The sequence below is a fragment of the Skermanella mucosa genome (assembly GCF_016765655.2).
In the GTDB taxonomy this organism is placed as follows: domain Bacteria; phylum Pseudomonadota; class Alphaproteobacteria; order Azospirillales; family Azospirillaceae; genus Skermanella; species Skermanella mucosa.
Genome location: NZ_CP086106.1, coordinates 6,282,188 through 6,298,935, shown reverse-complemented (window position 1 = coordinate 6,298,935; position 16,748 = coordinate 6,282,188). Strand labels below are relative to the sequence as shown.

The 16,748-nt window shown below is 68.5% G+C and carries 17 protein-coding genes; 12 read left to right on the top strand and 5 right to left on the bottom strand.

What is annotated here, in order from left to right:
• Window positions 1-6 precede the first annotated feature (6 nt).
• Entirely contained in the window at window positions 7-420 is a 414-nt protein-coding gene (locus JL100_RS29265) for an EVE domain-containing protein (RefSeq protein ID WP_201076046.1), read from the top strand.
• Window positions 413-805, top strand: coding sequence for a Rieske (2Fe-2S) protein (locus tag JL100_RS29260; RefSeq protein ID WP_202680884.1), 393 nt, complete (start codon window positions 413-415; stop codon window positions 803-805). Before JL100_RS29265 ends, JL100_RS29260 begins: the two co-directional genes overlap by 8 nt.
• Window positions 806-809: 4 nt before the next feature.
• Here the strand turns inward: JL100_RS29260 and JL100_RS29255 are convergent, their stop codons facing one another.
• On the bottom strand, window positions 810-1,052 hold the full coding sequence (locus tag JL100_RS29255; protein WP_202680883.1) for a hypothetical protein: 243 nt from the start codon (window positions 1,050-1,052) through the stop codon (window positions 810-812).
• Between the two features lie 758 nt (window positions 1,053-1,810).
• Here JL100_RS29255 and acs point away from each other — a divergent pair.
• The 3 genes from acs (at window position 1,811) to JL100_RS29240 (ending at window position 4,946) form a co-directional block, all read left to right on the top strand.
• The gene (gene acs, locus JL100_RS29250; RefSeq protein ID WP_202680882.1) at window positions 1,811-3,766 is read left to right on the top strand and encodes an acetate--CoA ligase; all 1,956 of its coding nucleotides are present in this window, start codon (window positions 1,811-1,813) and stop codon (window positions 3,764-3,766) included.
• Between the two features lie 187 nt (window positions 3,767-3,953).
• Window positions 3,954-4,385: an iron response transcriptional regulator IrrA gene (gene irrA, locus JL100_RS29245; RefSeq protein ID WP_202680881.1), complete on the top strand. Its 432-nt coding sequence runs from the start codon at window positions 3,954-3,956 to the stop codon at window positions 4,383-4,385.
• 144 nt (window positions 4,386-4,529) lie between these two features.
• Window positions 4,530-4,946 (top strand): rubrerythrin family protein, encoded by a 417-nt coding sequence (locus JL100_RS29240; RefSeq protein WP_201076034.1) that lies wholly within the window; start codon window positions 4,530-4,532, stop codon window positions 4,944-4,946.
• Window positions 4,947-4,965: 19 nt separating this feature from the next.
• Here JL100_RS29240 and JL100_RS29235 read toward each other — a convergent pair whose 3' ends face one another.
• On the bottom strand, window positions 4,966-5,505 hold the full coding sequence (locus JL100_RS29235) for an SH3 domain-containing protein (protein ID WP_202680880.1): 540 nt from the start codon (window positions 5,503-5,505) through the stop codon (window positions 4,966-4,968).
• A gap of 213 nt (window positions 5,506-5,718) precedes the next feature.
• Here JL100_RS29235 and JL100_RS29230 point away from each other — a divergent pair, with 213 nt between their 5' ends.
• The 3 genes from JL100_RS29230 (at window position 5,719) to JL100_RS29220 (ending at window position 7,739) form a co-directional block, all read left to right on the top strand.
• On the top strand, window positions 5,719-6,708 hold the full coding sequence (locus JL100_RS29230; protein WP_202680879.1) for a 2-hydroxyacid dehydrogenase: 990 nt from the start codon (window positions 5,719-5,721) through the stop codon (window positions 6,706-6,708).
• A gap of 71 nt (window positions 6,709-6,779) precedes the next feature.
• Window positions 6,780-7,061: a hypothetical protein gene (locus tag JL100_RS29225; protein WP_202680878.1), complete on the top strand. Its 282-nt coding sequence runs from the start codon at window positions 6,780-6,782 to the stop codon at window positions 7,059-7,061.
• A 21-nt stretch (window positions 7,062-7,082) separates the two neighbouring features.
• Window positions 7,083-7,739: an exopolysaccharide biosynthesis protein gene (locus JL100_RS29220; protein ID WP_202680877.1), complete on the top strand. Its 657-nt coding sequence runs from the start codon at window positions 7,083-7,085 to the stop codon at window positions 7,737-7,739.
• Window positions 7,740-7,749: 10 nt separating this feature from the next.
• Here JL100_RS29220 and JL100_RS29215 read toward each other — a convergent pair whose 3' ends face one another.
• From JL100_RS29215 to JL100_RS29205, 3 genes are read right to left on the bottom strand one after another with little or no spacing between them, the layout of a single operon-like run.
• Window positions 7,750-8,586: a fructosamine kinase family protein gene (locus JL100_RS29215; RefSeq protein WP_202680876.1), complete on the bottom strand. Its 837-nt coding sequence runs from the start codon at window positions 8,584-8,586 to the stop codon at window positions 7,750-7,752.
• The gene (locus JL100_RS29210; protein ID WP_202680875.1) at window positions 8,561-9,067 is read right to left on the bottom strand and encodes a low molecular weight protein-tyrosine-phosphatase; all 507 of its coding nucleotides are present in this window, start codon (window positions 9,065-9,067) and stop codon (window positions 8,561-8,563) included. Before JL100_RS29210 ends, JL100_RS29215 begins: the two co-directional genes overlap by 26 nt.
• 2 nt (window positions 9,068-9,069) lie before the next feature.
• A complete protein-coding gene (locus tag JL100_RS29205; protein ID WP_228420972.1) occupies window positions 9,070-9,507 on the bottom strand; it encodes a DUF6314 family protein in 438 nt (145 codons plus the stop codon).
• A 77-nt stretch (window positions 9,508-9,584) separates the two neighbouring features.
• Between JL100_RS29205 and cobB the strand changes: the two genes are divergently transcribed.
• The 4 genes from cobB (at window position 9,585) to JL100_RS29185 (ending at window position 16,717) form a co-directional block, all read left to right on the top strand.
• Complete coding sequence (gene cobB, locus JL100_RS29200; protein WP_407696929.1) at window positions 9,585-10,307, top strand: Sir2 family NAD+-dependent deacetylase; 723 nt, start codon at window positions 9,585-9,587, stop codon at window positions 10,305-10,307.
• Between the two features lie 97 nt (window positions 10,308-10,404).
• Complete coding sequence (gene ccmA, locus JL100_RS29195) at window positions 10,405-11,064, top strand: heme ABC exporter ATP-binding protein CcmA (RefSeq protein ID WP_202681168.1); 660 nt, start codon at window positions 10,405-10,407, stop codon at window positions 11,062-11,064.
• Window positions 11,061-11,726: a heme exporter protein CcmB gene (gene ccmB, locus JL100_RS29190; protein WP_201076008.1), complete on the top strand. Its 666-nt coding sequence runs from the start codon at window positions 11,061-11,063 to the stop codon at window positions 11,724-11,726. Before ccmA ends, ccmB begins: the two co-directional genes overlap by 4 nt.
• 131 nt (window positions 11,727-11,857) lie before the next feature.
• Window positions 11,858-16,717: an NAD-glutamate dehydrogenase gene (locus JL100_RS29185; RefSeq protein WP_202680873.1), complete on the top strand. Its 4,860-nt coding sequence runs from the start codon at window positions 11,858-11,860 to the stop codon at window positions 16,715-16,717.
• Window positions 16,718-16,748: the final 31 nt, after the last annotated feature.

Below are 16,748 nucleotides of genomic sequence, written 5' to 3'. Positions count from 1 at the left end.
GCAGCGATGGCCTATTGGCTGGTGAAATCCGAGCCCTTCAAATATTCCTGGGACCGGATGGTCGCGGACGGCGTCACCCACTGGGACGGCGTCCGCAACCACCAGGCTTCCAACAACCTGAAGGCCATGCGCCTGGGCGACCGGGCCTTCTTCTACCACTCCAACGAGGGGCTGGAGATCGTCGGCGTGGTCGAGATCGCCCGGGAATACTATCCCGATCCCGGTGACGAGGCGGGCCGCTTCGGCATGGTGGACGTCAGGCCCGTGGTCCCCGCCGCGACGCCGGTGACGCTGAAGCAGATGAAGGCCGATCCCGTCCTGGCCGACATGGCGCTGATCCGGCAGTCCCGCCTGTCGGTCTGCCCGGTCACCGATACCCAATGGCGGCATATCTGTCGGCTGGCCGGGATCGATGCCTGAGGAGCCGAGACCCGGAGAACTCTGCCGTCTGGGGGAAATCCCCGACGGTACCGGACGCGGCTTCACGCTGCGTGCGGGCGGTGCCGCCGTGGGATCGGCGCCGCTCGACATCCTGGTCGTGCGGCGGGGCGACGGGGTCGTGGGCTACGTCAATTCGTGCCCGCACGCACGCTCGCCGCTGGACTGGACGCCCGACCGCTTCATGAGCCTGGACGGGCGCCACATCCAGTGCGCCACCCACGGCGCGCTGTTCGAGATCGGTACGGGGCTCTGCGTCAGCGGTCCCTGCCTCGGCAGCTTCCTGACACCCGTGGGGGTCACGGTGAGGGACGGCCGGGTCTTCGTCCCGGACCGCCCCGTCGAATCGGACAAAACCGCAGAATGAGGACTCAGCGGGCTTCCGGCAGGCTGGCCGCGAAATCCCGGGTGGTATGGACGACCCGTCGCGCGATGCCACGCAGTTCCTCGGCGGCCGCCGCATAGCCCCTGCCGTCCCGCGGCACGGCTTGGAGCACCGCGTCGATGGTCATCATGCTGGTGCGGCTGCTGATCCGGCTCAGCCGGCCGACGCAATCCGCCCCGCCTTCCGCGCCATCTTCCGTTCCGCTGTCCGCACCCCTGTCGCCCGACATGTCGCCGCCCCGTCGCTTAGCATCACGCTCGTCATCGCGACGCTAGCCCCAGGTCCCTTAATACGGGGTAAATGTTGTCTTGGCGGAACGGCCCGCGGGCCGGGTCGCAAAGGCCGGGGGACCACCTCCAGGCGGACTATGCCTTGCGACTTATTGTCCGTGGACTGCCCGGCGGGAAGCCCGGCTCCCCGTGGCCGGCGAGGCACGAGGTCTCCCGAGTGGAAAGACCACTTGCGTAACCACATCAGCGGCAGCGCGGCCGGGAAGACCGCCGATACGCAATGACATGCCATATCTCGGATCGCCCGCAGGCAGTCCATCGAGGGTCTGCGCGGGCCCGTTCCAGACGCCGGCCAATCCCGGGCCATTGATGCCGCAATGCAGCATGGTTCGTCGTCTGGTCTGGAACAAGGCGGCGGTTCCGTTCCACCTGTCCCGCTCCATGGCCAGTCCTGTCCCGCAAGGTCCAATATTTGGCCGGATCAGGTGAAGGATCATGCCGTATCCCGCCCAGGCGGGAGGTCGGATCGGCGCTTGAGATAGATCAATGCCCGGCGGCGGCACTGCCTTTACAAGGTCCGGCACGGGATTTCCGCAACCTCGAAGACTGGTGCCGGGCACCGTGCCTTGCGCCCGAGCGGCTTGTTAAAGATAGGCCGCTGTGGATAATCACGTGTTGACCGATGAGGTTACCGGATCGATTGTTCCAAGATCGGCCGAGAACAGTAACCAGAATGAACCGGGGGAACCGCGAGCCAATGAACACAACGCCGAACACGACTCCCAGCACCTTCCCGCCTCCCGAAGCTGTTGCGAAGTCGGCCTGGGTCGATGCCGAAGGCTACGCCCGGATGTACGAGCAGTCGGTCAAGGATCCGGAGGCTTTCTGGGGTGAGCATGGCAAGCGCCTCGACTGGATGCGCCCCTACACCAAGGTCAAGGATGTCAGCTTCACCGGCGACGTCCACATCCGGTGGTTCTTCGACGGCACGCTGAACGTCAGCGCCAACTGCATCGACCGCCACCTCGCCGACAAGGCCGACCAGACCGCGATCATCTGGGAAGGCGACAACCCGGCCGAGAGCAAGCACATCACCTACCGCGAGCTGCACGAGCAGGTCTGCCGGCTGGCCAACGTGCTGAAGGCCAAGGGCGTCAAGAAGGGCGACCGGGTCACCATCTATCTGCCGATGATCCCCGAGGCCGCGTACGCCATGCTGGCCTGCGCCCGGATCGGCGCCATGCACTCCATCGTGTTCGGCGGCTTCTCGCCCGACAGCCTGCGCGACCGTCTCGTCGACTGCGACAGCCACCTGCTGATCACCGCGGACGAGGGCCTGCGCGGCGGCCGCAAGGTGCCGCTGAAGAAGAACGCCGACGTTGCCCTGGAAGGGTCGCCGAACGTCAAGACCCAGATCGTCGTCCGCCGCACGGGCGGCGACGTCGCGTGGACCGAGGGCCGCGACTTCTGGTACGACGAGGAGATCGCCAAGGTTTCCGCCGACTGCCCGCCGGAGGAGATGAGCGCGGAAGACCCGCTGTTCATCCTCTATACCTCCGGCTCGACCGGCAAGCCCAAGGGCGTGCTCCACACCACCGGCGGCTATCTGGTCTACGCCTCGATGACGCACCAGTACGTCTTCGACTACAAGCCGGGCGAGGTCTACTGGTGCACGGCCGACGTGGGCTGGGTCACCGGCCACTCCTACATCGTCTACGGCCCGCTCGCCAACGGCGCCACGACCCTGATGTTCGAGGGCATCCCGAACTACCCGTCGGTCTCGCGCTTCTGGGAAGTGATCGACAAGCACAACGTGTCGATCTTCTACACCGCTCCGACCGCGATCCGCGCGCTGATGCGCGAGGGCGAGACCCCGGTCAAGAAGACCAGCCGCAAGTCGCTGCGCATCCTGGGTTCGGTCGGCGAGCCGATCAACCCCGAGGCCTGGCTGTGGTACCACAGGGTGGTCGGCGACGAGCGCTGCCCGATCGTGGACACCTTCTGGCAGACCGAGACCGGCGGCATCCTGATCTCCCCGCTGCCCGGCGCCACCACGGCCAAGCCCGGTTCGGCCACGCTGCCGTTCTTCGGCGTCCAGCCGGTCGTCGTGGACAACGACGGCAAGCTTCTGGAGGGCGAGACCGAGGGCAACCTGTGCATGGCCGACAGCTGGCCCGGCCAGATGCGCACCGTGTTCGGCGACCATGTCCGGTTCGTCCAGACCTATTTCTCGACCTTCGAGGGCAAGTACTTCACCGGTGACGGCTGCCGCCGCGACGCCGACGGGTACTACTGGATCACCGGCCGCGTCGACGACGTGATCAACGTGTCCGGCCACCGCATGGGCACCGCCGAGATCGAGAGCGCGCTGGTCGCCCACCCCAAGGTCGCGGAGGCCGCGGTCGTCGGCTACCCGCATGACCTCAAGGGCCAGGGCATCTACGCCTACGTCACGCTCAACGCCGGCGAGCATCCGAGCGAGGAGCTGCGCAAGGAGCTGGTGACCTGGGTCCGCAAGGAGATCGGCCCGATCGCCACGCCGGACCTGATCCAGTGGGCGCCGGGCCTGCCGAAGACCCGTTCCGGCAAGATCATGCGCCGCATCCTGCGCAAGATCGCCGCGAACGAGCACGAGGCGCTGGGCGACACTTCCACGCTGGCCGACCCCGGCGTGGTCACCGAACTGGTCGACAACCGCATGAACCACGGCTGACCTGTCCGTTCGGCGGATCGAATCAAGTCGGGAGAGGGGGGCCTTGAGCCCCCCTTTTTCGTTCGCGCATCCTCGGATGGCTTGCCGCCATACCCCACCTTGCGCACGGAGCTGTATTCGTTCTAAATATTAATGCTGATTTTCGAGGCACCTTTCATTGGTGTCCACCCGCTACCATATGCGAACCATGACTGGAACACGCCCCTTCAAGCACGTCCTGGACCGGCTTCAGCAGGTTGGCCTTCGCCCGACACGGCAAAGGCTGGCGCTCGCCCGCCTGTTGTTCGACAAGGCCGACAGGCATGTCACCGCTGAACAACTCCATGGCGAAGCGACCGACGCCGAGGTACGGGTGTCTCTGGCGACCGTCTACAACACGCTGCACCAGTTCACCGACGCGGGGCTGCTGCGCGAAGTGGTGGTCGAGGCGGGGCGGTCCTATTTCGATACGAACGTGGCCGACCACCACCACTTCTTCTTCGAAGGGTCGGGCAACCTCCAGGATATTCCGAGCGAGAGCGTGACCGTCGCCCATCTGCCCCAGGCGCCCGCCGGGACCAGGGTGGCGCGCGTCGACGTGATCATACGCCTGATGCCGGAGGATTCCGCGGCGGGCTGATCGGGCATTTTCGGTCCCGGATCAGTTTCGAATATTACCGGTTGATTGACTCCTACCTCCTTCGGGATGCATAAGGTGCCGGGATGGTTTGACCCGGCCCGACCGGCGGCATGATCGGAACCGTCCCAGTATGAGGAGGATGGAATGTCGCTCTCGGGGTCCAGGACCGAACAGAACCTGAAGGCGGCCTTCGCCAGCGAGAGTCAGGCGAACCGGCGTTACCTCTATTTCGCCCAGCAGGCCGACGTGGAAGGCTTCCACGATGCTGCCGCCGCGTTCCGGACGACGGCCGAGGGGGAGACCGGGCATGCGCACGGGCATCTCGAATTCCTCCAGGAGGTCGGGGACCCAGCCACCGGGAAGCCGATCGGCACCACCCGGCAGAACCTGGCCGCCGCCATCGCGGGCGAGACCTTCGAGGCCGCCGAGATGTACCTGACGATGGCGCGCACCGCCCGCGAGGAGGGCTTCGACGAGGTCGCCGACTGGTTCGAAACGCTCGCGAAGGCGGAGAAAGCCCATGCCGCCCGGTTCCAGAAGGTCCTGGACCGGCTGGAGTGACCGGGCGGGGGCAAGCCTCCTACTCGATGGATTCGGCCGGATAGACGCCCCAGAATTCGGACCGCTGGAGCCAGCCGCGGTAGCCGTCGACATCGACCTCGCACCAGGCCTGCTCGCAGCGCAGCAGCTTGCCGGCGACGCCGGGCTCCACCTTGGCGAGGCCCGCCGCGGCATCGCCGGCGGCGCGGCGCAGCACGCGCACGCCGCCCGTGACGATCATGGCGCGCTTGCCCGACAGCATGCTCTGGTGGACCCAGCCCTCGGTGCCTTCCCAGTCGCGGATGCGTCTCCAGGTGTCGAATTCGGCGGTGATCTCCACCGGGATGTCGCGCTTCACGAAGACCCATTCCACCGGATAGCGGGTGCCCGGCCCGGTCCGCACGTTGACCTCCGCCGAGCGGAGCGAGACGAAACGCGGAACCGGCAGGCCCGTCGGGGGAGCCATGCCGGGGACCGACTCGGGTTCCTGCGCGAGTGCCGCGGGAGCGGAGAGCGAAACGGGCAGCAGCAGGGCGCCGAAGCAGATGGCGAGGATGCCGGAACGGACGGCAGATATCATGGACGCGAACTCAGGTCTGTAACGGGTCTGGAAAGCCCGGGAACGGGCTATTGCCTCAATGTGGCGGGGATATGACCGCCCCGAGGCGGCTCAGCCTAGACCAAGTCCGTTAAGAGGTGGTCACCCGCCGCAGGCCGGATGTTACCGCGTCGCTGGACAAGACGGCACGGCGCTTGGTATGGCAAGGCGAAGCCGCCAGGGAGATCCGGTCCGATGCCCGAGAAGAAGAAACCCGTCGTCGTCGTCACCCGCAAGCTGCCGGACGTGATCGAGACGCGGATGATGGAGCTGTTCGACACCCGCCTCAACCACGACGACACGCCGCCGACCGCGGCGGAGCTGATCGAGGCCGTCAAGACCGCCGACGTGCTGGTGCCCACGGTGACCGATCGGATCGACGCGCGCGTCCTGTCCCAGGCCGGTCCGAACCTGCGGCTGATCGCCTCGTTCGGCACCGGCGTGGACCATATCGACCTGAAGACCGCCCGCCAGCGCGGCATCACGGTCACCAACACGCCCGGCGTGCTGACCGAGGACACGGCCGACATGACCATGGCGCTGCTGCTCGCGGTGTCGCGCCGGCTGTCGGAGGGCGAGCGGTTGGTCCGGTCGGGCGAGTGGAAGGGCTGGGGACCCACCACCATGCTGGGTCACCGGATCTGGGGCAAGCGCCTGGGCATCATCGGCCTGGGCCGGATCGGGCAGGCGCTGGCCAAGCGCGCCCGCGGCTTCGGCCTGTCGATCCATTACCATAACCGGCGCCGCGTCCATCCCGAGATCGAGGGCGAGCTGGAAGCGACCTACTGGGAGAGCCTGGACCAGATGCTGGCGCGGATGGACGTCGTCTCCATCAACTGCCCGCACACCCCGGCCACGTACCACCTGCTGTCAGCGCGCCGGCTGCAATTGCTGCGGCCCCACTGCTACATCGTCAACACCTCGCGCGGCGAGGTGGTGGACGAGAACGCCCTGACCCGCATGCTCCAGAAGGGCGAGCTGGCCGGGGCCGGGCTCGACGTGTTCGAGCACGAGCCGGCGATCAACCCCAAGCTGCTGACGCTCGACAACGTCGTCCTGCTCCCCCACATGGGTTCGGCGACGATCGAGGGCCGCATCGACATGGGCGAGAAGGTGATCATCAACATCAAGACCTTCGCCGACGGCCACGCCCCGCCGGACCGCGTGCTCGAAGCGATGTTCTGAGCGCTCCTGCCGCCTATATGACGGGTACCGGCACCGGCGGGCCGGTACCCGACGACGCCAGGGAGCTTCAGATGACCGATCCGTGGGAGCGGCGCGACCGGCGAGGACGCAGGACGGCGCGTACCGTCCTGCTGAAGGTGCTGCTGCCGCTCGCCGTGATCGGCGCCAGCGTGGCGGTGCTCGTCATGCTGCACCTGGACGGCAGCCTGCGGATGTTCCTGGACCAGCAGTCCATGTTCGGCATGATCGCCGTGGTCCTGGTGCTCAACCTGGTCGGATTCGCCTTCATCTACATGCTCTCGATGGTCTGGAAATCGGTCAAGCACGACCTCCTGAACCTTCGCGATCCCTGAGGCCGGAGAGCGGTTTCCGACATGCCTGACGAAATGTTCCCGCACGCGAAGCGCGAGACCTCCCATCACGGGCGCCCGCGGGCATCCGAACTGCTGGACATCTTCGTCGAGGGGCATCCCGACGACCGGATCGTGCTGGGAGACCTGATCACGCTGCTGGGCGACCGGGCCTTCGGGGCGCTGCTGCTGATCTTCGCCCTGCCCAACATGATCCCGGTCCCCCTGCCCGGCCTGTCCACCGTGCTGGGGCTGCCGATGGTGCTGTTCGCGGCCCAGCTGATGCTGGGCCACCCGGCGCCCTGGCTGCCCGCCCGGCTGGCGCGCCTGTCCGTCAGGCGGGAGACTTTCCTGACCATGGTCGGCGCCACCCGGCGCTATCTGGTGTGGGCCGAGCGCCTGCTCAGGCCGCGCTGGGCCGTCCTGACCGACGGGCCGGGCGAGCGGCTGCTGGGCGCGGTTTGCCTTCTGCTCTCGCTGATCCTGATCCTGCCGATCCCGCTGGGCAACCTCCTGCCCGCCTTCGCCGTGGCGCTGATGGCGCTGGGACTGCTGGAGAAGGACGGCGTCTGCGTGACCCTGGGCCTTTGCGTCGCCGCCAGCAGCATCACGGTCGTGGTCGCCGTGGTCGTCCTGATCGTCGAGGCGGCATTGCTGCTGTACCGGCAGCTGTTCCCCTAAAGGTAGGCCCTCAGCCGAAGCGGGTCACGATCCGGGCGACCTGCCCGCGGTAGCTGCCGCCGAACAGGCGGACATGGACCAGCAGAGGGTAGAGATTGTAGAGGTCGCGGCGCACCTCGAAGAAGCCCGGCCGGATCGGGCGAAGCTCGTGGTAGCGGCGGAAGAAGGGCTCGCCGAAGGTACCGAACAGGGTGGAAAAGGCCAGTTCGATCTCCGGATCGGCATGGTATATCGCCGGGTCGATGAAGCCGGCGACGCGGCCCCGGAACGCCAGCACGTTGCCGCCCCACAGGTCGCCGTGGATGAGGCTCGGCGGGGCGGGCTCGCCGATCAGGTCGGGCAGCCGGGCGGCGAGCCGCTCGATCGCGGCCATCAGGGCGCCATCAATCCGCCGCTCGTCCAATGCCTTGCGCGCCATGTGCATCAGGCGATGGTCGCGGAAGAAGGCGATCCAGTCGTCCGTCCCAGGGTTCGGCTGGGGCAGCGGGCCGATCAGCGTGTCCTGCGGAAAACCGTAGCGGGCGGCGCCGATGCCGTGAAGCGCCGCGACCAGTTCGGCGGCGTGCTCCTGGGCGGAAGCGGTCAGGCCGCCGCCGTCGCTCTCGACGTGGGACATCACCAGCAGGCGGTCGTCGGCGTGGAACAGCTCCGGCACCGGCAGGCGGGAATGCTCCGCGAGGTAGCGCAGCATCATGGCTTCGAGCGTCAGCCCCTTGCCGCTTTTGGCGACCACCCGCCGCCCGTCCGTGAGGTCGAGCAGCCACAGCTCGGCGGCGTTGCCGCCGGCCAGCGGCCTGGACGACGCGACGGTGCCGACGCCTTCAGGAATCGTCGGCGGCATGGACATGGACGGCTCCGGGACGGGAATGGCGGAGCTGGTCGAGCAGGCCGGACGCGGCGGCTTCGACCAGGTCGAGCACTTCGGTGAAGTGGGTGCCCTCGCCGTAATAGGGATCGGGCACCTCGCGCCGGGGGGCGTCGGGCGCATAGTCCATGAACAGCCTGACGCGGTCCCTGGCCCCATCGGGCGCCATGCGGACGAGCTGGTCGTAGTGCCCTTGGTCCATCGCGAGGATCAGGTCGAATTCCTCGAAGTCGGCCGGCTTCACCCGGCGGGCGCGCAGGTCGCCGATATCGACGCCGCGCTTGGCGGCGGCCGCGACGGAGCGCCGGTCCGGCGGTTCGCCCACATGGTAGCCGTGGGTGCCGGCGCTGTCGGTCTCGATCCTGCCGGCCAGCCCGGCCTCGGCGACGAGATGGCGGAACACCCCCTCGGCGGTGGGCGAGCGGCATATGTTGCCGGTGCATACGAACAGGACCTTGACCATCGCTACTCCCCCGGAACCGGAACGCGGCTGTACCGCGTCACCATGTCATAGTCCTTGCGCGGCCCCGTGACCAGCCAGCGTACGGTCCAGGCGTCATGGCTCTCGACCCGGAAGCCGCCGCGGTAGACGTCGGCGCCGCAAAGGTGCAGAACCTGGGCGGTGCCGTCCGACAGGTCCAGGTCGTGGAACGGCGAGCCGTCGTGGCGGAAGACCGTCGCGCGCCGCGGCCCGTCCGGGAAGCAATAACGGTAGGTCTGCTCGGCCGGCCCGGCATGGTCGCCGAAGCGCAGGGTTCCGGTTTCCGTCAGCAGCAGGTCGCCGTCGTCCCTGCCCCGGAAAACCGCTGTCCCGTCGAACGAGCCGTCCTGCCCCAGCCGGGCGTCGCGCACCGTGCGGGCGATGCGCCATGCGCCCGCCAGGAATGCGCGCAGATCCGCCACGGCGTGGACTCTTCCGTTGGCCCCGGCGAGGCCCGCCCCTAAACTCACCCAACCTCTCCCGCTTCGGAAAAAGCATCATGATGTTAAAGCCTTCCGACCGGATCGTCATCCTGACAGGCGCCGGCATCTCCAAGGAATCGGGCCTGGACACGTTCCGCTGCGCCGGCGGCGTGTGGGAACGGGTGCGGCTGGAGGACGTCGCCACGCCCGAGGGCTACGCCCGCGACCCCGACATGGTCCACCGCTTCTACAACGACCGGCGGCGCGGATTGCTCCAGGCCGACATCCGGCCGAACGCCGCCCACGACGCCCTGGCCCGGCTGGAGCGGGAATGGCCCGGCGAGGTCCTGCTGGTGACCCAGAACATCGACGACCTGCACGAGCGCGCGGGGTCGCGCAACCTGATCCACATGCACGGCGAGCTGTTGAAGGCCCGGTGCGGCGTGTGCGGCGCGATCTCCGAGATCCGCGCCGACCTGTCGGTGGAGGATGATTGCGCCGACTGCGGGGCCGTCGCCGAGATGCGCCCCCACGTGGTCTGGTTCGGCGAGATGCCCCTGGAAATGGAGCGCATTTATCAGAACCTTGCCACTTCGGCCCTGTTCGTGTCAATCGGAACCTCCGGCAACGTGTATCCGGCCGCTGGATTCGTGCAGGAGGCGCGGATCAACGGCGCGCACACCGTCGAGCTGAACCTGGAACCGTCGGAAGGCGCCACCCTGTTCGACGAGACGATCTACGGCCCCGCCACCGGGGCGGTGCCGGCCTTCGTCGAGAGGCTGCTGGCGCTGAAGCGGTGACGCGGGCTGCCCGAATGCCCTTGGCAGCGGTGGCGGGGTGCTGTACCACTCGGCACCCGCCCGGTTCTCCATCCTTCATGCCGATCGCCCCGCGCCCATGCCCCTGTTCGCCGGTACCGACCTGACCTGCCTGCGCGGCGAGCGGCTGGTGTTCCAGGATCTCTCGTTCGCGGTCCCGGCCGGCGGCGCGCTGGTGCTGCTGGGGCCGAACGGCAGCGGGAAGTCCAGCCTGCTGCGGCTGATGGCCGGGCTGCTGCGGCCTTTCTCCGGAAGCATGAGCTGGGACGGCGTGCCGGTGTCCGGCGATCCGGACCTGCACCGGGCGCGCATCCATTATGTCGGCCATCTCGACGCCGTGAAGCCGGTGCTGTCGGCGCGGGAGAACCTGGCCTTCTGGGCGGCCATGGGGGGAGCTGCCGATCCCGGCGGCGCGGCGCTGGCCGCGCTGGAGCGGCTGGGCGTGCCGCACATCGCGGACATTCCGGGCCGGTACCTGTCCGCCGGGCAGAAGCGGCGGCTGAACCTGGCGCGCATCCTGGCCGCACCCGCGCCGCTGTGGCTGCTGGACGAGCCGTCGGTGGCGCTCGACCGGGCCGGCATCGGGCAGCTCGAGGCGGCGATCGCCGACCACCGCGCGGGCGGGGGGATCGTCGTGGTCTCGACCCATGCCGAGATCGCCCTGCCCGGCGCCTCGACCCTGCATCTGGACGACTTCGCCCTGGCGGCGGAAACGGAAGCGGAAGGGATCGAGCCATGAACCGCTTCCTCAAGCTGGTGTCGCGCGACCTGCGGCTGGCGCTGCGGCAGGGGTCGGACGCCACGGTCGCGGTGATGTTCTTCGTGCTGTGCGTCGTGCTGTTCCCGTTCGGCGTCGGGCCGGAGCCGAACATCCTGGCCCGCATCGCCGCGGGGGTGATCTGGGTGGCGGCGCTGCTGGCCTCGCTGCTGTCGCTGGAGCGGCTGTTCCAGAACGACTACGAGGACGGCAGCCTGGAGCTGCTGACCCTGTCCAGCCTGCCGCTGGAGGCGGTGGTGTTCGCCAAGGTGCTGGCGCACTGGCTGGTCACCGGCCTGCCGCTGATCGTAGCGGCCCCGCTGCTGGCGCTGCTGCTGAACATGGAGCCGGCGGGCTTTCCCGTGCTGGTCGCGACGCTGCTGATCGGCACGCCGACGCTGAGCCTGATCGGGGCGATCGGCGCCGCCCTGACCCTGGGCGCCCGGCGCGGCGGCGTGCTGCTGTCGCTGCTGATCCTGCCGCTCTACATCCCCGTGCTGATCTTCGGGGCCGGCGCGATCGACGCGTCCCTGTCCGGCTTCACCGCGCGGCCGCACCTGCTGCTGCTGGGCGGACTGCTGGTCGCGGCCCTGCCGCTGGCACCCTGGGCCGGAGCCGCGGCGCTGCGCCAGGCGATCGAGTAGAGCAGGTCCGGCCGGAAGGTCATAGGCCCGTCACGCAACCTTCCCCCACGGACCCATGTTCACCTGCTACACTCGGGTCCGAACAGAAGCGGTGAAAACCGCCGAAGCGGACCGCATTACGGGAGGCAGGCATGGCCCTCAAGGCCGAACAACTTAAGGGCGAGCTGACGGAGCAGATCGTCAGCCGCGTTCGCGACCGTCTGAACCGCGACCGGGCCGACATGGCCGAACGGTTCGTCCGCCAGTTCTATGCCAACGTGCCTCCCGACGACTTGCTGGAATCCAGCCCCGACCAGCTCTACAGCGCGGCGCTGTCGATCTGGCAGTTCGCCGCCCAGCGGCAGGAGCGGACCGCCCGGATCCGGGCCTATCACCCGCAGCTCGACGAGCATGGCTGGCAGTCCGGCCATACCGTGGTCGAGATCATCAACGACGACATGCCGTTCCTGGTCGATTCGGTCACGGCGGAGCTGAACCGCCAGGGCCTGACCGTCCATCTGGTGATCCACCCCGTGGTGCGGGTGCGCCGCGACGCGTCGGGCCGCCTGACCGACCTGTACGAGCCGCAGGCGGCGCCAGCCGAGGCCGTGCCCGAATCCTTCATGCATATCGAGGTGGACGAGCAGACCGATCCCCAGTTCCTGGAGAGAATCGCCCAGGGGATCGACAAGGTGCTGGCCGACGTGCGCGCCGCGGTCGAGGACTGGAAGGCCATGCACGAGCCCATGCGGCGCATCATCGACGGCGTCGACCGGACGCCCGACGCGCTGCCCGAGGGCGAGCTGGCCGAGGCGCGCGACTTCCTGCACTGGCTGAACGACGACAATTTCACCTTCCTGGGCTACCGGCGCTACCGGTTCGAGGGCGAGGGCGACGAGGCCCGGCTGACCCCGGTCGCCGGCGAGGGGCTGGGCATCCTGCGCGACGACGACGTCCGGGTGTTCGACGGGCTGCGCAACTTCGCCTCCCTGCCGCCCGACGCCCAGCAGTTCCTGCGCCAGCCGCGCCTGCTGCTGGTGACCAAGTCGAACCGGCGCGCGACCGTCCACCGCCCGGCCCTGATGGACAGCATCTTCATCAAGGCCTATGGCGACGACGGGAAGGTGGTCGGCGAGCACCTGTTCGTGGGGCTGTTCACGTCGGCCGCCTACAGCGCCAGCGCCCGCGACATCCCGTTCCTGCGCAACAAGGTGGCCCGGGTGCTGGAGCGCGCCGGGTTCGATCCGCGCAGCCACGACGGCAAGGCGCTGACCCACATCCTGGAGAACTTCCCCCGGGACGAGCTGTTCCAGATCACCGACAACGAGCTGTACGAGATCGCGATCGGCGTCCTTCACCTGCAGGAGCGCCAGCGCACCGCCCTGTTCATCCGCCGCGACCCGTTCGAGCGCTTCATGACCTGCCTGGTCTATGTCCCGCGCGACCGCTACGACACCGACCTGCGCCGGCGCATCCAGGCGATCCTGGAACGCGCCTTCAACGGCACCTGCTCCGCCTTCTTCACGCAGCTGGCCGAGAGCGTGCTGGCGCGGGTCCAGTTCGTCATCGAAACGAAGCCCGGCGGCATTCCCGATTACGATGCCGGGGAGATCGAGGAGCGGCTGATCGAGGCGAGCCGCGCGTGGCCCGACCGCTTGCAGGACGCCCTGGTCGAGGCCCGCGGCGAGGAGGAGGGGCTGCGCCTGCACCGGCGCTATTCCACCTCCTTCGACGTGGGATACCGGGATCGTTTCGGGGCCGAACTGGCCGTCTACGACATCGAGCGGATCGAGGAGGTGCTCCATACCGGGCGCCTGGGCCTGAACCTCTACCGGCCGATCGAGGCCGGCGAGACCGAGCTTTACCTGAAGCTCTACCATGACAGCGGGCAGGTGGCATTGTCCGACATCCTGCCCATGCTGGAGCACATGGGCGTCAAGGTGATCTCGGAGGGCGGGCCGTTCGAGGTGACGATCCCCGGCCGGATCGAGCCGGTCTGGATCCACGACTTCGCCATGACCAGCCGGGCCGGCGTCGCCGTGGACCTGGGCCGCGTGCGGCAGGCGTTCCAGGACGCGTTCCTGCGGGTCTGGGAAGGCCGGATGGAGGACGACGGCTTCAACCGGCTGGTGATCCGCGCCGGGCTGGGCTGGCGCGACATCACCATGCTGCGGGCCTACGCCAAATATTTGCGCCAGATCCGCTTCCAGTTCAGCCAGGACTACATGGAGGACACGCTGGCCGACCACGCCGCCATCACGCGGCTGATCGTCCGGCTGTTCCAGACCCTGCACGACCCGGACCGGCGGGCGACGCCGGGCGGCGCCGACGAGGCGCAGGTCGCGGTCAACGGGCTGCTGGTGGAGATCGACCACGCGCTGGACGAGGTCGCCAACCTGGACGAGGACCGCATCCTGCGCCGGTTCCTCAACCTCGTGCGCTCCACCCTGCGGACCAATTATTTCCAGAAGGCCGAGGACGGCGGGGTCAAGCCCTACCTGTCCATGAAGCTGGACAGCCGGGGCGTGGACGAGCTGCCCCTGCCCCGCCCCATGGTGGAGGTCTGGGTCTACAGCCCGCGGGTCGAGGCGATCCATCTGCGCGGCGGCAAGGTCGCGCGCGGCGGCATCCGCTGGTCCGACCGGCGCGAGGATTTCCGCACCGAGATCCTGGGCTTGATGAAGGCGCAGATGGTCAAGAACGCGGTCATCGTGCCCGTGGGGTCCAAGGGCGGCTTCGTGGTCAAGCGCCCGCCGCCGGCCGATGCCGGGCGCGACGTGCTGATGGCCGAGGTGATCGAGTGCTACAAGACGCTGATGCGGGGCCTGCTCGACATCACCGACAATTACGCGGCCGACGGGTCGGTCGTGCCGCCGCCCCGGGTGGTCCGGATCGACGGCGACGACCCGTACCTGGTGGTGGCGGCGGACAAGGGCACGGCGACCTTCTCCGACATCGCCAACGGCGTGTCGCTGGACTATGGCTTCTGGCTGGGCGACGCCTTCGCGTCGGGCGGATCGCGCGGGTACGACCACAAGAAGATGGGCATCACCGCGCGCGGCGCCTGGGAATCGGTCAAGCGCCACTTCCGCGAGATCGGCGTGGACTGCCAGACCCAGGACTTCACCTGCGTCGGCGTCGGCGACATGTCGGGCGACGTGTTCGGTAACGGCATGCTGCTGTCGCGCCACACGAAGCTGGTGGGCGCCTTCAACCACCTGCACATCTTCTGCGATCCGAACCCGGATCCGGCCACCAGCTTCGAGGAGCGGCGCCGGCTGTTCGACCTGCCGCGCTCGACCTGGGCGGACTATGACGCGGGGCTGCTGTCGCCGGGCGGCGCCATCTTCGACCGCAAGGCCAAGTCGCTGAAGCTGTCGCCCGAGATCCAGGCCCGCTTCGGCCTGACCCGCGACAAGGTGACCCCGGTGGAGCTGATCCAGGCGATGCTCCGGGGGCAAGTGGACCTGCTGTGGTTCGGCGGCATCGGCACCTTCGTCAAGGCGACCGAGGAGACCCATGCCGAGGTCGGCGACAAGGCCAACGACTCCAGCCGAATCGACGGCCGGGAGGTCCGCGCGAAGATCGTCGGCGAGGGCGCCAACCTGGGCGTGACCCAGCGCGGCCGAATCGAGTACGCCCAGGGGGGAGGACGGATCAACACCGACGCGATCGACAATTCCGCCGGCGTCGATACCTCCGACCACGAGGTCAACATCAAGGTTCTGACCGGCGACGTCATCGCCCGCGGCGACATGACCATGAAGCAGCGCGACCAGCTGCTGGCAAGCATGACCGACGAGGTGGGCGAACTGGTTTTGGCGGACAATTACCTCCAGACCCAGGCGATCAGCGTCGCCGGGATGGGCGGGGCCGAGTCGCTGGAAGGCCATGTCCGCTTCATGCGGCTGCTGGAGAAGAGCGGCCACCTGAACCGGGCGATCGAGTTCCTGCCCGACGACGAGGAGATCTCGTCGAGGACGTCGCGCGGGCAGGCGCTGACCCGGCCGGAGCTGGCCGTGCTGCTGGCCTATTCCAAGATCACGCTGTACGACGAGCTGCTGGGCTCCAACCTGCCCGACGATCCGCGCATGGCGGAGGATCTGGTCAAGTATTTCCCCAAGGCGCTGCGCCGCGACTTCCGCGAGGCGATCGAGCGGCACCGGCTGCGCCGCGAGATCATCGCCACGTACACCACCAACAGCATGGTCAACCGGGTCGGCCCGACCTTCCTGTCGGAGATGATGGAGAAGACCGGCATGGGGCCGGGCGACATCGCGCGGGCCTATACGGTCAGCCGCGACGCCTTCGCGCTGCGGACGGTCTGGACCGCCATCGAGGCGCTGGACAACCGGGTGCCGGCGGCCTGCCAGTACGAGATGATCCTGGCCACCCAGGCGCTGCTCCACCGCACGGTGCCGTGGTTCCTGATCAACGCCCCGCAGCCGCTCGACCTGGGCGCTGAGGCGGCCAACTATACCCCCGGCGTCGAGCGGCTGGCGGCCGACCTGGGCGCCGTGCTGTGCGAGGAGGACATGAGGCTGCTGGACCAGCGCGCCACGCACTGGACGGAGCAGGGCGTGCCGGCCGACCTGGCGCGGCAGGTCGCCAGCCTGGGCATCCTGGCGTCGGGGCTGGACGTGACCCGGATCGCCCGGCTGTGCCGGCGCGAGGTTCCCGCCGTGGCGCTGGTCTATTTCGAGCTGGGCCACCGATTCGGCATGGAATGGCTGCGCTGCCAGGCGGTCCAGGTGAAGACCGAGAACCACTGGCAGAAGCAGGCGGTCAGCGCGATCATCGACGATCTCTACGGCCTCCAGAGCGACCTGACCGCCCGCGTCCTGAACGACGGCCAGGACCATACCGGGGCCATCGACGCCTGGGCGGCGAGCCGCCAGGGGCCGGTTGAGCGGATCCGGCAGCTGCTGACGGAGCTGCGCGGGGTCACCCGGGTGGACTTGGCGATGCTGGCGGTGGCGAACCGGCAGCTTCGGGGGCTGATCGCGAGCTGAGGGGCCGGGGGGCGGGTTGCCCGGAAGGCCC

What these genes read in the sequence shown, in the direction of transcription:
- JL100_RS29230 (WP_202680879.1), top strand. Translation starts at nt 5,719, where the DNA reads ATGCCCGAGAAGAAGAAACCCGTCGTCGTCGTCACCCGCAAGCTGCCG.
- irrA (WP_202680881.1), top strand. Translation starts at nt 3,954, where the DNA reads ATGACTGGAACACGCCCCTTCAAGCACGTCCTGGACCGGCTTCAGCAG.
- JL100_RS29215 (WP_202680876.1), bottom strand. Translation starts at nt 8,586, where the DNA reads ATGTCCATGCCGCCGACGATTCCTGAAGGCGTCGGCACCGTCGCGTCG.
- JL100_RS29240 (WP_201076034.1), top strand. Translation starts at nt 4,530, where the DNA reads ATGTCGCTCTCGGGGTCCAGGACCGAACAGAACCTGAAGGCGGCCTTC.
- cobB (WP_407696929.1), top strand. Translation starts at nt 9,585, where the DNA reads ATGATGTTAAAGCCTTCCGACCGGATCGTCATCCTGACAGGCGCCGGC.
- JL100_RS29235 (WP_202680880.1), bottom strand. Translation starts at nt 5,505, where the DNA reads ATGATATCTGCCGTCCGTTCCGGCATCCTCGCCATCTGCTTCGGCGCC.
- JL100_RS29260 (WP_202680884.1), top strand. Translation starts at nt 413, where the DNA reads ATGCCTGAGGAGCCGAGACCCGGAGAACTCTGCCGTCTGGGGGAAATC.
- acs (WP_202680882.1), top strand. Translation starts at nt 1,811, where the DNA reads ATGAACACAACGCCGAACACGACTCCCAGCACCTTCCCGCCTCCCGAA.
- JL100_RS29210 (WP_202680875.1), bottom strand. Translation starts at nt 9,067, where the DNA reads ATGGTCAAGGTCCTGTTCGTATGCACCGGCAACATATGCCGCTCGCCC.
- ccmB (WP_201076008.1), top strand. Translation starts at nt 11,061, where the DNA reads ATGAACCGCTTCCTCAAGCTGGTGTCGCGCGACCTGCGGCTGGCGCTG.
- JL100_RS29185 (WP_202680873.1), top strand. Translation starts at nt 11,858, where the DNA reads ATGGCCCTCAAGGCCGAACAACTTAAGGGCGAGCTGACGGAGCAGATC.
- JL100_RS29225 (WP_202680878.1), top strand. Translation starts at nt 6,780, where the DNA reads ATGACCGATCCGTGGGAGCGGCGCGACCGGCGAGGACGCAGGACGGCG.
- JL100_RS29265 (WP_201076046.1), top strand. Translation starts at nt 7, where the DNA reads ATGGCCTATTGGCTGGTGAAATCCGAGCCCTTCAAATATTCCTGGGAC.
- JL100_RS29255 (WP_202680883.1), bottom strand. Translation starts at nt 1,052, where the DNA reads ATGTCGGGCGACAGGGGTGCGGACAGCGGAACGGAAGATGGCGCGGAA.
- JL100_RS29220 (WP_202680877.1), top strand. Translation starts at nt 7,083, where the DNA reads ATGCCTGACGAAATGTTCCCGCACGCGAAGCGCGAGACCTCCCATCAC.
- ccmA (WP_202681168.1), top strand. Translation starts at nt 10,405, where the DNA reads ATGCCCCTGTTCGCCGGTACCGACCTGACCTGCCTGCGCGGCGAGCGG.